Below are 14,150 nucleotides of genomic sequence, written 5' to 3' on the forward strand. Positions count from 1 at the left end.
GGTTGACGTTAGTGTCAGGGTCAAGCCCGATTTATTGAAAAAATACTCGCGTCAGGCTGGGTGTTGCTGGACGCTGAGGCCGCCATCGACAGTCAGGCAGGCGGCGTTCATGAAGGGGCATTCGTCGGAAATCATGAAGACAGCCGCCCTGGCGATTTCTTCCGGCGTGGCGATACGCCCACCCGGATGCAGTCGCAAGGTCTCCTGCCGGGCCGCCTCGGGATCGGGAAAACTGTTCCAGTACTCGACCACCTTCTGGGTCTGGACATAGCCCGGCGCCAAGGCATTCACCCGGACATTCTGTGCGGCATATTCCAGCGCAAGGGACTTGGTAAGCCCCAGCAGGGCGTGTTTGGCAAGCGGGTATGGAAAGGTGTGCGGGATGATCGTGAAAGCGTGCGTGGAGGCAATGTTGAGAATGACGCCGCCCCCCTGCTCAAGCAGACCCGGCAACACGGCACGCGCACAGTTCCACGCCCCCTTCAGGTTGACGTCGAAGCAGCGGTTCCAGTCTTCATCGCTCAGGGACAAAGGCTCGTCGAAGACATTTATCCCGGCATTGTTGATGAGCGCGTTCAACGGACCGATGGTCTGCTGCGCGCGAGCGACCACAGCGGCAACGTCATCCGTGTTCGTGATGTCCCCGGCGAGAGCCGTCAGATACTCTCCTTCCCCACCCAGATCCGCGACACTGCGGGCAAGAAATGCTGCGTCCAGGTCCATCAGAACCACGGCAGCGCCCTCGCCGAGACAGGCTCGGACGATGGCAAGACCAATGCCCTGTGCGGCACCAGTGATCAGGATACGCTTTCCTGAAAGCCGATCAGCCATCGTTTTTCTCCCTGGTCTCCGACACATGCAGAAATGTCATCTTTATCGTTCCCGCCAGTTCCTCCCCCGGCTCCAGAACGCTCAACCCACCGAGATCCGGCAGATTGTGACCGTTCGGCAGATGGCTCATGGGTTCCAGACAGACAAAGTCTGCAGGTGCCTGCGGGGCAAAGATCATCATCACGTCGAACATCGGATCGCAGCTGAGATCAAGAGCGAGCTCAATATCCGGCCAGTGTAGCCGGGCCTTGCCGGAAAAACCGCCGAAGGCATTGTTGATCCAGCGTGGCGGCACGATACGCGGCATCGAAAAATCGAGTTCGGAAGAAATGTGCTGCAGACCGTCCGGAAGATGTCCCTCGCCTTCACGCCACATGTCTTGCACCCTCGTCTGCAGGGTCATGTCTGGCGTTCGGCGGAAAAACGGATGAAACCCGATGCCGAACGGCAGGGCCTTATTGCCAAGGTTCGTCACGCGAAGGCTCAGGGACAGGCAGTCCTCATCCAGATGAACCTTCTGGTGCGCCTTGAAGGCGTAGGGACTATGGGAGGGTTGCTCCCTGACCAGGTCCAGCTCAAGCGAATTGCCGGTCTTTTCCCTGAGGTTCCAGGTATCCAGCCAGCCGTCACCATGCAGAACAAGCGGTTCGTCGGTGTTGGGCTGAAGTGTGAAGCTCTCCCTCCGGAAGGTGAAGCGATTGCCGGCGATCCGATTTCCGAAGGGCACCAGGGGAAAACAGGCTGCCTTCCCCTCCGGTCCACCGGCAGCTTGCAGGATCGGCGTGCCTCGCCACGCGGCCTGGACAATTGAACCTCCCTCCGGGCTGGCGGTGACCACCAGATCCCCTTGCGCGAGCGTCCAGTCCTGCCCGGCCCCGACGGACATCAGCGGCTTGCTGTAGAGCGCAGGTTGTCGAGAAGAACCGCGATGAGCAGGATCAGGCCACGCACGACATACTGGTAGAAGGCCTGAATGTTCAGGAGGTTCATGACATTTTCGGCAATGCCCATGATCATGACGCCGACAATGACACCCGTCATGGCGGCGCGGCCACCGGCCAGGGAGACTCCGCCGAGGACACAGGCGGAAATCACCGAGAGTTCAAGGCCGGTGGCTGCATTCGGTTGGCCGGATGTGATGCGCGAGGCAAGCATGATGCCTGCGACAGCGCAGATCAGGCCCTGCAAGGCAAAGATCCAGATCCGCATGGACACCACATTCACCCCGGCAAGACGGGCCGCTTCCGGATTGCCGCCAATCGCCAGCGTGTTCTTGCCGAAGACCGTGCGGTTCAGCAGAAAACCGAAAGCGATGAAAAGCGCCCCCATGACCCAGATCGGCGTGGGGATGCCCAGGAAGCGGGACAGGGCGAGCTGGTAGAACCCGGGGTCGTTGATGCCGACGGCCCGGCCGTCGGACACAATCAGCGCCAGTCCCCGGACGATCTGCATGGTGGCCAGGGTCGTGATCAGCGCGTTGATGCGGAAACAGGCGATGACGAAGCCGTTGACCGCACCCACCAATGCGCCGCTAAGCAAAGCTATGATGAGCCCCATAACGATGGAGCCGGTCATGTTGGAAGCAATGACGGCGATCATGCCGGTGAATGCGACCGTCGATCCGACCGAAAGGTCGAAATCGCGCGAAGCGAGGCAGAACATCATGGTGCAGGCGACAATGCCGATTGTCACCACCGACTGCAGCAGGCCGAGGATGTTGCGCTCGGTGAGAAAGTTGGGAACGGTCAGGGAAACGATTGCGAAGGCCACCGCGAAGATGACGACAAGGCCCTGGTCTCCGAGCAATATTTTCTTGAGAGAATTCATCTGAAACGGCCCCGTTCACACCGTGTGGGCAGCATTTCTGTCCGGCAAGGCCAGGGTCAGAATGTTGCGCTCTTCAAAGGTTTCCCGCGCGAATTGGCCGACCATGCGGCCTTCGCACATGACGATGATGCGGTCGGAAATACCCATCACTTCGGGCAGCTCGCTGGAAACGACCACGATGGCCATACCGCCTTCCGCAAGCTCGTAGAGGATGTCGTAGATCTCCGACTTGGCACCGACGTCGATGCCGCGTGTCGGCTCGTCGACAATCAGCACCTTCACACCCTGTTCCGACAGCCAGCGGCCCAGAATGACCTTCTGCTGATTGCCGCCGGAGAGATTGACGATGTCCTGCTTCCGCGATGGCGTGCGCACCTTGAGCCGGGCGATGAAGCGATCCGCAAGAGCTGCTTCCTTGCCAAGCTGGAGAATGCCGAAGGAGGACATGTGCCTGCGTGAGGAAATGGCTATGTTTTCCTCGATCGACCGCCCCTGGATAATGCCGTCGTGTTTCCGGTCTTCCGGACACAACACGAGTCCTGCATTGATGGCACCGCGCGGATTGTCCGCAGGCACTTCCTTGCCGTCGATGGAGACCGTGCCGCCGCGCCGCGTGTCCGCACCATAGACAAGGCGCATCAACTCGCTGCGTCCGGCGCCAATCAGGCCGAAGAAGCCCAGGATTTCTCCTTGCCGAACCGAGAATTCGGCCGGTCCGGGAAGCTTTTCGCCGCACATGCCGGACACTTCCAGCCGCACCGGCCCGAACGACCGCTCACGCCAGCCCCAGATGTTGCCGATTTCACGCCCGACCATCTCGGCGATGATCTGGTCGCGGGTCACATTGGCAATGTCGGGGTGATGGGCTGCAAGACGGCCATCCCGCAAAACCGTCAGGCTGTCGCAGAGGTGGAAGATTTCCTCCAGCCGGTGAGACACGTAGAGGATCACCGTGCCCTTGGCCTTCAACCGGGCGATCAGCTTGAACAGGATCTCGCTTTCCCTGGAGGACAGGGATGACGTCGGCTCGTCCAGTGCGATGACCCGGGCCTCCATCATCACGGCCTTGGCGATTTCCACCATCTGGCGCGCACCGATGGACAGCGAAGCGACCTTGGCATTGGGATCGACATCGACGCCGATCTCCTCAAGCCGGTTGCGCACGGTCTCGACCAATCGCCGGCCTTCGAGGACGCCACCCCGGTTGGGAAACCGGCCCAGCCAGAGATTTTCCGCCACCGTCAGCTCCGGCACCAGCTGAAGTTCCTGGTGGATCACGATCACTCCGGCCTCGAAGGCATCGCGCACAGACCCGTAGTTCTGCTCGATCCCGTCGATGGAGATGGATCCGCTGTCCGCAGACTGGTCGCCCGAAAGCACCCGGATCAGGGTGGACTTGCCGGCACCGTTCTCGCCCATCAACCCATGTACGGCTCCCTTCTCCACCGAGAAGGAGATGTCCGACAGGGCCTGAACGCCCGGGTAGCTCTTGGATATGTTTTGTACTGACAGATAAGACATGACGCTCGCGCAACAGTTCCCCGGCGACCGCAAGACCGGTCGCCGGATCAGGTGTCAGTCGGGACGGATCACTCGATGCCCAGGTCCTTGCGCACGTCCACATAGGTGTCGCGCAGGGCCAGCGAGCCGGACGTCAGGATGAGTGGCTCCGGTGCCTTGTTGTTGGCAATCCACTCGTACATGTTGAGTGCGGTTTCATAACCGTGGCGCTTCGGCGAGATAATGACCGTACCGTAGAAACCGGTCGCGCTCGGTTTCTTGAACTCGTTGATGGCCGATTCAGCACCGCCGATGCCAACGCCAATGACGTTCTCAGCCGGAATGCCGACCGATTCCGTGGCCCGGACCGCGCCGAGAACCGCTTCGTCGTTCAGGCCGAAGGCAATCCACTTCTTCACGTCCGCGTGCTGGTTGAGCACGGTGGTGGCAGCGTTCAGGGCCGCTTCGGTATCGGTCTTGGCCTGGGGCGCGTCATAGATGTTTTCCGCGGGGAAGCCGGCAGCCGTCAGAGCTGCGATAGCACCTTCGACCCGATCGACGGCCGTCGGAAGCTGGTCGTAGGAAACGCGGATCGCGCCCACTTCGGACATGTCCCAGCCGCGCGCCTCGATCTCGGCCGCAATGGACTGACCAACGGTCTCGCCGATCTTTACCGCGGAAATGCCCATGTGCGGCACGCTTTCGATGGGTTCGCCATCGGCGCCGACAAGTCGGTCATCCACGGTCATCAGCTTCAGGTCGTTGGCGGCTGCCTTGGCCACGATCCCCGGTCCGAGCTTCACATCCGGCACGCAGATGATGAAGCCCTGCGCGCCCTGCGCACCCAGGTTATCGATCGCTGCCTGAACCTTCTCTCCATCCGGTGCACCGATTTCAACAAGGGTAAACCCTTTTTCCTCGGCAGCCTTCTGGGCGAACTTCCACTCGTCCTGGAACCAGGGCTCCTCCGGCTGCTTGACGACGAAACCGATTTTCACGTCAGCGGCATGGGCAGAACCGACGAGGGCAAGGGCCATCACTCCGGTCAGAACGGCTTTCTTCAACACACGCATTGCAGAACCTCCCAATTCATTTCGAGGCGCCCAGCCTCCCGGGGCGCTTCAACAGACCTACTGTGAATCATCATACCAGTCAATTGCCTTTGTATGATGTATCGGATAAGGTTGCCCGACATTCGAAGACGGACAGTGAAACGCGCAGTTCGCGCAGAGCAAAAAATCCGCTAAAAATGCGGGATCTCATTCCGCCACAAACAGGGAGCAGGCCATTGGAAACGTTGAGGGAGGAGACGGCGACCGCTGATCAGAACAGTGGCAAGCGCCCTCGCGTGCGAAAGAATGTGACGGCTGCTCTGGCGGAAGACATCTGCTCTGAAAAATATCCGGTCGGCGCTCAGCTCCCGCGGGAAAACGACCTGTGCGAAATCTATGGCGTCAGCCGCACGGTCATTCGCGAATCCATCAAGGTTCTGGAATCCAAAGGCATGCTGCGGGTGAAGCCTCGCGTGGGAACCGTGGTGACCGACCGGGAGGACTGGAACATACTGGATGGGGAAGTGCTCGATTGGATCGGCCCCTTCATCCATGAGTTCGACTTGCTTGGATGCATACTGGAAGCCCGGCGCACGATTGAGCCGGCAGCAGCAGAATTTGCGGCCAAACGCGCCACCTTGCAGGAAATTGCGGCGCTGGAAGCGGCCTGGATGCGGATGCGCGACTCAAATTCCGACCCTGAAGCCTTCACCGAGGCGGACGTCGATTTCCATAGCGTGCTTATGGCCGCCAGCCACAATCAGGTGTTTCGGCGTCTTTCCAGTGCCATTCATACGGCCCTGCATTATACGCTGCATGCGTCCAACACCGCGGTGGAGAGCCGGGACCTTGCCATCGAACTGCATGGCGAACTTGTGGATGCCCTGCGTCTGCGCGATGCGCCGCGAGCCCGGGAAGCCTCGAACCGGATGCTTGACCTGGCCGAGCATGACCTGACTGCGGCCCAGGCTGCTGCAGGGCGTGTCGATCTCTGACCACCCCTTCGCCTGCCGCCCGATGACGTCGCCTTTGCCGGAAACTTAAAGAATGAAGATCACCAAACTCACGACCTATATCGTGCCGCCGCGCTGGCTTTTCCTGAAGATCGAAACCGATGAAGGCGTCACCGGCTGGGGTGAACCCGTGGTCGAAGGCCGTGCCCTGACCACGGAAGCGGCAGTCCATGAACTTGCCGACTATCTCATCGGCAAGGATCCCTTTTTGATCGAAGACCATTGGACGGTGCTTTATCGAGGCGGATTTTACCGGGGCGGCGCGATACACATGAGCGCCCTTGCGGGCATCGACCAGGCCTTGTGGGACATCAAGGGGAAGGCTCTCGGCCAGCCGGTTCACTCGCTGCTTGGCGGCCAGGTACGGGACAGGATCAAGGTGTATTCCTGGATCGGTGGCGACAGGCCATCGGAGCTAGCAGACAACGCCAGGCAGGTGGTCGAGCGCGGCTTCAAGGCGCTCAAAATGAACGGTTGCGCCGAACTCCAGATCGTCGACAGCAACTCACGGCTGGACAAGGCTGTGGAGGCGATCGCGAGTGTGCGCGAGGCCGTTGGTCCGGACATCGGCATTGCTGTGGACTTCCACGGGCGGGTGCACAAGCCCATGGCCAAGGTCCTGGCGCGGGAACTTGATCCCTACAAGCTGATGTTCATTGAAGAACCGGTGCTTTCAGAAAACAAGGAAGCCCTGCGCGATATCGTCAATCACACCTCGACGCCGATTGCCCTTGGCGAAAGGCTTTATTCCCGCTGGGACTTCAAGTCTGTTTTGTCCGACGGCTATGTGGACATCATCCAGCCGGATCTGTCACACGCGGGCGGGATCACGGAATGCCGGAAGATCGCCGCGATGGCCGAAGCTTACGATGTTGCGCTCGCGCCTCATTGCCCGCTTGGCCCCATCGCCCTTGCCGCCTGCCTCCAGGTCGATGCGGTGTCCTACAATGCCTTTATTCAGGAACAGAGCCTCGGCATCCATTACAACAAGTCCAACGACCTGCTGGACTACATCACCAATGCCGGTGTCTTCGCCTATGCGGACGGCTTTGCCGCCATCCCGCAGGGACCAGGCCTCGGCATCGAGGTGAACGAGGATTATGTCGTCGAGCGCGCCAAGGAAGGTCACCGCTGGCGCAATCCCATTTGGCGTCATGAAGACGGCAGTCTCGCCGAGTGGTGACTTGAACGGATGTGAATAAACCTGACGGGCGTCTCAGGACGCCTCGCGCCAGCGCTCCTCGCGAACGAATTCGATCAGCCTGTCCGAGGGCATCGCCGGTGCAAAGGCATAGCCCTGCAGAGCATCGCAGCCAAGGTCGCGCAGGATCCTGGCATGCTCCATGGTTTCCACGCCTTCGGCGACAACCTTGATGCCGAGCGACTGCCCGATTTCGATGATCGATGCCACCAGGCGGCGCTGGCCTTCCGAATGGGTGATCGGGATGACCAGCTGACGATCGATCTTCAGCCGTTTCGGACGCAGGTGAATGAGGCTGACGATGGAGGCATAGCCCGTGCCGAAATCATCGATCTCGATGTCGATGCCCATGTCCCGCAGGTGTTCGAAATTGGCGGCGATAAGATCGTTCTTGTCGTCCAAAAAGATGGATTCCAGAAGTTCGAAGGACAGTGACCCGGGTTCGAAGGCAAGACCGTCGAGGCTCTGCATCAGGTTTGCGTCGTTGAGCCTGCCAGCCGACACGTTGACCGACATTTTCGGAATATGGATCCCGGCTGCCTTCCAGCGCGCGGACTGCCACAGGGTCTGTTCCAGAATAATCCGGTCGATCAGCGGCACCACATTGAGCTCGTCGGCCGTTTTCAGGAATACGTCCGGTGTCAGAATGCCTTCGGTGGGATGGTTCCAGCGCGCCAGTGCCTCGACACCGGTGATCGCCAGCGTTCTCGCATCGAACTGCGGCTGGAAGTACGGCAGGAATTCCTGACGCTCCAATGCACACAGGATGTCGTCGGCAACCTGCTTGTTGCGGACGATTTCCGACTTCAGCGTGTCGGAGAAGAATTCGAACCGGTTGCGGCCGTTGCTCTTGGCCCGGTAGAGGGCGATGTCGGCATCGACCAGCAGGTGCCGGCCGTAGTCGCTCAAGGTCGTGTCGGCCATGGCAATGCCGATGGACACGCCGAAGCGGCATTGATGATTTTCGAAAGTCACCGGCTGACGCATCTGCTCGATGATCTTTTCAGCAAGGGCGGCCAGGCTTTTCTCGTCGGTCGGCTCGGTGATGGCAATGACGAACTCGTCACCGCCGATGCGGGCGACGAACTCGCTGGAACTGACGTTTTCCATCAGCACCGACGCGGCATGGGTAAGCATTGAGTCGCCGGCAGCGTGGCCAAGTGTGTCGTTGATATGCTTGAAGCGATCGAGATCGATATGCAGCAGCGCCGTCGGCTTGTGCGGGGCCTGCTCGTCCAACAGCTGCCGGTCCAGGAACCGGCGGTTCGGGAGACCGGTCAGACTATCGTGCAGCGAATGATGCTCCATCAGCGCACGGGCATCCTCCAGTTCGCGGTTCCGGTCTTCGGCATTCTGCTTGGCGTTGAGCAAACGGGTCTTGAGCTGGAAGTCCCGGGAAACATCCCAGTTGACGCCCAGAATGTAACGTTGGCCGCGAGTGTTGGTGTGAACTGCGCCGATGGCCCGGATCCAGCGGGTGGAACCGTCCTGAAGGATCACACGGAAGTCGGAATGATAAGTTCCGCCGGTGTCGATCGCGTCCCAATATTCCTTTTCGGCGCGCTTCAGATCCTCCGGGTGCAGGCACTCGGACCAGACATCGTATTGCGACGTGTCGCGCCACTCCGGGATATCGTAAAGCTCCCGCATCCGGCTGTCCCAGGTCAACACACCAGTGTCCAGGTTCAGTTCCCAGATGCCTATCTTGGAGGTATCGAGGGCCAGCTTCAGGCGCTGAGACAGACCTTCCATCTGCACCTGGCGGCGTCTCAGTTCGCGGATATGCCCGCGCCGCTGATCGTACAGCTGTCCGGCGATGAAGATCGGCAACAGGACCAGCAGCCCTCCGGCCAGCATCAACAGCCGGACTTTCCAGGCGTTGTCCGGCATTGCCGACCAACCGCCACGCGGGATCGCCGCAATCCGCCAACGCCCGGTCGGCAGAACCACCTCGGACAACACCGGGTTCTGGGACAGAATGTTCTCGTCCCCGAAGAAAACCGACTTGTCCGCCATGGTCGCATCTCGGCCCATGATCGCGATTTCCACCGGGAGCGCGGCGTCCAGCAAGCCGCTGTCCGCATAAAGCCTGTCGGCGTCGACGACGGCAGCAACCAGCCCCCAAAGGCGCCTTGTGCCATCATCATTTTCGGTAAAGACAGGGAAGCGTCCGACGAACCCCTTGCCCCCCTGCAAGAGATCGACGGGACCGGCGAGCACCATCTCGCCCGAATTCACCGCCCGAAGGGCCGCATCACGCTGCTGCTCGTTTTTCCGGTAATCGAGCCCGATGGCCTTTTCGTTGCCGGTCATGGGATACATCAGCCTGACGACAAGATCCGGTGCGCCGGCGACATTGCGAAGCTGCGAGTGATTGCCGATGAGACCGCTGGATATCCGGCCGAACTGGTCCTGATCAATATCAGGCTGTGTCGCAATCAGCGCAACAAGCCCCCGGACAAGCTGCAGGTTGCTGTTGATGTTGCCTTCCAGCCGGGCACGGACAATGCCGAGTTGCTCGGCGACATTCGCGCGCGCACTTTGCAGATGCACGGACCGGTTCTGAACTTCCGCGAATATTCCGGCAGCAATTGTCACGGCAAGGGCAATGCCGATCGCCGCAACGCTGGCCAGGCTGGGCCGTGTCAGAATATGACTGGCTCCAATTCGGGAAAAAAATGTCTTCGGCATCTCATCTCGTTAGGTCGAGAAATCTCCAATGGCCAACGATCAGGACACCGCAGTCTTGGAGCTTATCTCAGAATAACCTTAAAAACGAAACAAATGCCTAAAGGTCACTTTACAGTTTGACTGAAGGGATTGAGCGATATTGCTTCAGAGCTTTTGTGCTGTTCTAACGCAGCAGGATAACCCCCACGACCGCCGCAACGATGAGCATGCAGCCGAAAATCTCGGACCGGGCGATCGCTTCCTTGAACACCAGCCATGACACCAGAAAGGTGAACACGAGTTCGACCTGGGCAAGTGCGCGCACATAGGCAACGTTTTGCAGCGTCATTGCCGTGAACCAGCCGACAGACCCGGCCACGCCGGAAGCGCCAACCCAGACGGCTGCTCGCCAGGCGCGAAGGCTGGCGCGCAACTGGTCGGGTTCACGCAGCACCATCCAGCTTGCCATGACGATTGTCTGAAAAGCCGTTGCATAAACCAGCGCGTAGGCGGCCTGCATCGGTACCCCGGTGCCTTCCAGCGACAGTGAAGCCGTGCGGTAGGCGACGGCGGACGCTCCGAAAAAGGCAGCCGAGGCAAGGCCGATCAATGCAGGACGTCCGACCAGTGAGGTGCGGATGGCAGCCAGTGTCAACGGAACCCGTGCCAGGGAGATGACGACCACACCGATGACGCCGACCAGAATGCACAGTCCAGCCGCCAGGGAAATGTGTTCGCCGAGAACGACGAAGCCGAAGAGCGCCGCCTGGATCGGTTCTGTCTTGGAATAGGCGGTCCCGACGGCAAAGTTGCGGAAGGAGAACAGGTGGATCAGCAGAAACGTGCCGAGGATCTGCGCCAGACCGCCCAGCGCCCCGGCAATCAAAAGCGTTGGTGTCGGTTCCGGCAGCGGGAACTTGAACACGACGTGCAGCACGGCAGCATAGGCGATCGCGAAAGGCACGCCGTAGCCGAACCGCACAAATGTCGCCCCGGTGGTACCAAGCTGACCTTTCAGGTGTTTCTGGAGGGCCGTGCGCAGGTTCTGGCAGAATGCTGCTGCAATGGTGATCGGGATCCATAATTCCACGGAAAGTACTCTTGTCGATTTTGTTGAATTGATTTCACCCTAACGATTTGGCCGCCGCTTTAAACTGCCGTGATCGCAACCAACATTTTATTTTTTCTCAACTCATCGAACTGGACGACGGGTGTAATCCAGCCAGCATTCCCCCGAGAATGGCGGCTTGTTTGACGGCTACAGGACATCTGCCGACCCTCCCGTGCTTGACAGCACCTTGCCGGGCGGCTTAGGTCCGCGCCAGAAATATTAACGCCCGGAGACCATCTGCCTGATGACCCACGATCTCGCTTCCCTGTCCAAGATCATCGACGCCGCCTTCGAAGACCGTGCCGCCATCGACACCACGACCACCGGTGAAGTCCGGGACGCGGTCGAGGAAACTTTGAACCTGCTCGACCGTGGCAAGCTGCGCGTTGCGGAGAAGAAGGATGGCGACTGGGCGGTCAACCAGTGGGCCAAGAAGGCTGTTCTGCTGTCGTTCCGCCTGAACCCGATGGACATCATCAAGGGCGGCCCCGGCGACGCCACCTGGTGGGACAAGGTGCCGTCCAAGTTCGACGGCTGGCGCGGCATGGATTTTGAAAACGCCGGTTTCCGCGCCGTGCCGAACTGCATCGTTCGCCGCTCTGCCTTTATCGGCAAGGGTGTGGTCCTGATGCCGTCCTTCGTCAATCTCGGTGCTTTTGTCGACGAAGGCACAATGGTCGACACATGGGCGACCGTCGGCTCCTGCGCCCAGATCGGCAAGAACGTCCACCTGTCCGGCGGCGTCGGCATCGGCGGCGTTCTGGAACCGCTCCAGGCCGGTCCGGTGATCATCGAAGACAATTGCTTTATCGGCGCACGCTCCGAAGTGGTCGAAGGCTGCATCGTGCGTGAAGGTTCCGTGCTCGGCATGGGTGTCTTCATTGGCCAGTCCACCCGCATCGTCAACCGCATGACCGGCGAGATCACCTACGGCGAAGTACCGCCCTACTCCGTGGTTGTCGCAGGTTCCATGCCGACGTCCAGCGTGATGGGCAACGGCGAAGCCGCTCCGAACCTTTACTGCGCCGTAATCGTGAAGACGGTTGACGAAAAGACCCGCTCCAAGACCGGCATCAACGAACTTCTGCGCGACTGACGCAGACCAGGGAGCGCAACGAGCGCCTTGATATCTGGAAATCCGGAAAGCCCCGCCCTAACCCGGCGGGGTTTTTCATGCGCCCCACAAAAGCCCGACCACCTGGGAAATCACGAGCGTGAGCAACACATCCAGGACGACGACGCCGATGGTCAGGCTCACGGTTGTCTGAAGCGCGATGCGGGCGACCTGGTAGCGATACCAGATCACGACAAAGAGGCAGGTCAGCGACAACAAGACAACGATGCCAGGCGAGATAACGTCCAGAAGAAACAGGATGTAGGTAAAGAGATACGGCACCGACGCGAGCAGGCTTGTCCAGTTGCGTACGACAATGAAAGACACGTAGCGGTTCGAAATGCCTATCGGCGCTGCCAGCAACGCCAGCAACAACGGTAGTGCCAGCCAGTCGACGCCCATTCCCAGGAACTGGGCAAACCAGTAGCTACCGTTCGGAAAGGCATCGGGATGGTAGAGGTTCTCGGCGAAAAAGAGCCGCTTTTCCGCAAGGCAACTGACCACATAAACCGGCACCAGCAGAAAGATGACGGAGAACGAACGCCAGAACCCCTGAATGGACTGGTCGAAAAACGCCATTCCTTCCGGACGGTTGCGCAGAAGCAACCAGGACCCGTCCAATGCCGCGCGAATTTCGACCTTGCTGATCAATTCCCGTCTGCTCCGGAAAAATAGCTGAAGAGGAATTTTTTGTAGATTGCTGCCAGCCGGTCAAGGTCCCCAACCGCGACACATTCGTCCACCTTGTGCATCGTCTGGCCGACAAGGCCAAATTCCACGACAGGGCAGTAGTTCTTTATGAAGCGGGCGTCTGATGTTCCTCCGCCCGTTGAAAGCTCCGGAACCCGGCCGGTTTCCGCTTCCACAGCCTTGCTCAGGGCTTCGATCAGGACTTCGTCCCGCGTCAGGAAGGATTCGCTGGCATCGCGCTTGAACTCCAGCCCAAGCGCTAGTTTTCCAAGGTCTACCGCTTCAAGCGTCTCGGTGATGCGGGCCTTGAGGCTCTCCAGCGTCCATTCGTCATTGTAGCGAATGTTGAAACGGGCTTCTGCCCGCGCCGGAATGACGTTGAAGGCCGGATTACCGACATCGGCGGAGACAATCTCCAGATTGGACGGCTGAAAGCGTTCGTTGCCCTTGTCCAGTTCCAGCGCGTCAAGCGCGGCCAGAAGGCGAACCAGGCCCGGGATCGGGTTGTCAGCCAGATGCGGATAGGCGGCATGGCCCTGGACACCCCGGACCGTGATGGTGCCGGACAGCGATCCGCGCCGCCCGACCTTGATGGCATCGCCGAGCACATCCGGATTGGTCGGCTCACCGACGATGCAGGCATCGAACACATGCCCTTGTTCCCTGGCCCACTGAAGCAGCTTGACGGTGCCGTTGACTGCCGGGCCTTCCTCGTCGCCGGTGATGAGAAAGGAAATCGTGCCGCCAAAATCCGGGCCCTTTTCGGCAACGTAAGCAAGCGCCGCTGCTGCAAAGGCCGCGATGCCGCCTTTCATGTCGACTGCGCCCCGGCCAAACAGCATGCCGTTGTCGATGGTCCCCTCAAACGGGCCGTGCCGCCAGTCGCTCTCGGCACCGGCCGGAACCACATCCGTGTGGCCTGCAAAGACGAAATGCGGTGCACCGCTGCCGATGGAGGCAAACAGGTTCTCCACGTCCGGCGTGTCCTCGTCCTGGAACGTGACGCGGGACACGGCAAACCCGGCCTTGCCGAGCAACGCTTCCAGCGATGCCAGCGCGCCGCCTTCGGCAGGGGTCACGGACGGGCAACGGATCAGGTCCTGTGCGATTGCGACGGCGGAAGTGGGCATGAAACAGTCTC

Annotated in this window: 12 protein-coding genes; 3 read left to right on the top strand and 9 right to left on the bottom strand. The window is 60.1% G+C overall.

The features are described from left to right. Positions 1 to 51: 51 nt before the first annotated feature. The 5 genes from FIU93_RS02030 to FIU93_RS02050 all read right to left on the bottom strand — a co-directional run bounded on the left by FIU93_RS02030 (position 52) and on the right by FIU93_RS02050 (position 5,231). Complete coding sequence (locus FIU93_RS02030; RefSeq protein ID WP_152504703.1) at positions 52 to 831, bottom strand: SDR family oxidoreductase; 780 nt, start codon at positions 829 to 831, stop codon at positions 52 to 54. Next, a complete protein-coding gene (locus FIU93_RS02035) occupies positions 824 to 1,717 on the bottom strand; it encodes an aldose 1-epimerase (protein ID WP_152504704.1) in 894 nt (297 codons plus the stop codon). Before FIU93_RS02035 ends, FIU93_RS02030 begins: the two co-directional genes overlap by 8 nt. Next, on the bottom strand, positions 1,717 to 2,658 hold the full coding sequence (araH, locus tag FIU93_RS02040) for an L-arabinose ABC transporter permease AraH (RefSeq protein WP_022999782.1): 942 nt from the start codon (positions 2,656 to 2,658) through the stop codon (positions 1,717 to 1,719). Before araH ends, FIU93_RS02035 begins: the two co-directional genes overlap by 1 nt. A 15-nt stretch (positions 2,659 to 2,673) precedes the next feature. Next, positions 2,674 to 4,179 (bottom strand): L-arabinose ABC transporter ATP-binding protein AraG, encoded by a 1,506-nt coding sequence (araG, locus tag FIU93_RS02045; protein WP_062490485.1) that lies wholly within the window; start codon positions 4,177 to 4,179, stop codon positions 2,674 to 2,676. Between the two features lie 68 nt (positions 4,180 to 4,247). Further along, on the bottom strand, positions 4,248 to 5,231 hold the full coding sequence (locus FIU93_RS02050; RefSeq protein WP_055657489.1) for an arabinose ABC transporter substrate-binding protein: 984 nt from the start codon (positions 5,229 to 5,231) through the stop codon (positions 4,248 to 4,250). A gap of 224 nt (positions 5,232 to 5,455) precedes the next feature. Here FIU93_RS02050 and FIU93_RS02055 point away from each other — a divergent pair, with 224 nt between their 5' ends. Further along, positions 5,456 to 6,205 (top strand): FadR/GntR family transcriptional regulator, encoded by a 750-nt coding sequence (locus FIU93_RS02055; RefSeq protein WP_088665178.1) that lies wholly within the window; start codon positions 5,456 to 5,458, stop codon positions 6,203 to 6,205. Positions 6,206 to 6,257: 52 nt separating this feature from the next. Continuing rightward, entirely contained in the window at positions 6,258 to 7,406 is a 1,149-nt protein-coding gene (gene dgoD, locus FIU93_RS02060) for a galactonate dehydratase (protein ID WP_152504705.1), read from the top strand. 33 nt (positions 7,407 to 7,439) lie between these two features. Here the strand turns inward: dgoD and FIU93_RS02065 are convergent, their stop codons facing one another. Then, positions 7,440 to 10,115: an EAL domain-containing protein gene (locus FIU93_RS02065; RefSeq protein ID WP_075283123.1), complete on the bottom strand. Its 2,676-nt coding sequence runs from the start codon at positions 10,113 to 10,115 to the stop codon at positions 7,440 to 7,442. Between the two features lie 163 nt (positions 10,116 to 10,278). Beyond that, the gene (locus FIU93_RS02070) at positions 10,279 to 11,184 is read right to left on the bottom strand and encodes an EamA family transporter (protein ID WP_022999776.1); all 906 of its coding nucleotides are present in this window, start codon (positions 11,182 to 11,184) and stop codon (positions 10,279 to 10,281) included. 262 nt (positions 11,185 to 11,446) lie between these two features. On the opposite strand from FIU93_RS02070, the gene dapD reads away from it, so the two are divergent. Continuing rightward, complete coding sequence (dapD, locus tag FIU93_RS02075; RefSeq protein ID WP_088665171.1) at positions 11,447 to 12,301, top strand: 2,3,4,5-tetrahydropyridine-2,6-dicarboxylate N-succinyltransferase; 855 nt, start codon at positions 11,447 to 11,449, stop codon at positions 12,299 to 12,301. A 75-nt stretch (positions 12,302 to 12,376) separates the two neighbouring features. Here dapD and FIU93_RS02080 read toward each other — a convergent pair whose 3' ends face one another. Together FIU93_RS02080 and dapE are read right to left on the bottom strand one after the other, a co-directional pair. Next, positions 12,377 to 12,970, bottom strand: a complete 594-nt coding sequence (locus tag FIU93_RS02080; protein WP_022999774.1) for a hypothetical protein — start codon at positions 12,968 to 12,970, stop codon at positions 12,377 to 12,379. Further along, the gene (gene dapE / locus FIU93_RS02085) at positions 12,967 to 14,139 is read right to left on the bottom strand and encodes a succinyl-diaminopimelate desuccinylase (RefSeq protein ID WP_152504706.1); all 1,173 of its coding nucleotides are present in this window, start codon (positions 14,137 to 14,139) and stop codon (positions 12,967 to 12,969) included. Before dapE ends, FIU93_RS02080 begins: the two co-directional genes overlap by 4 nt. Positions 14,140 to 14,150 lie beyond the last annotated feature (11 nt).

This window comes from Labrenzia sp. THAF35, from assembly GCF_009363595.1.
Taxonomy (GTDB): Bacteria; Pseudomonadota; Alphaproteobacteria; order Rhizobiales; family Stappiaceae; genus Roseibium; species Roseibium algicola.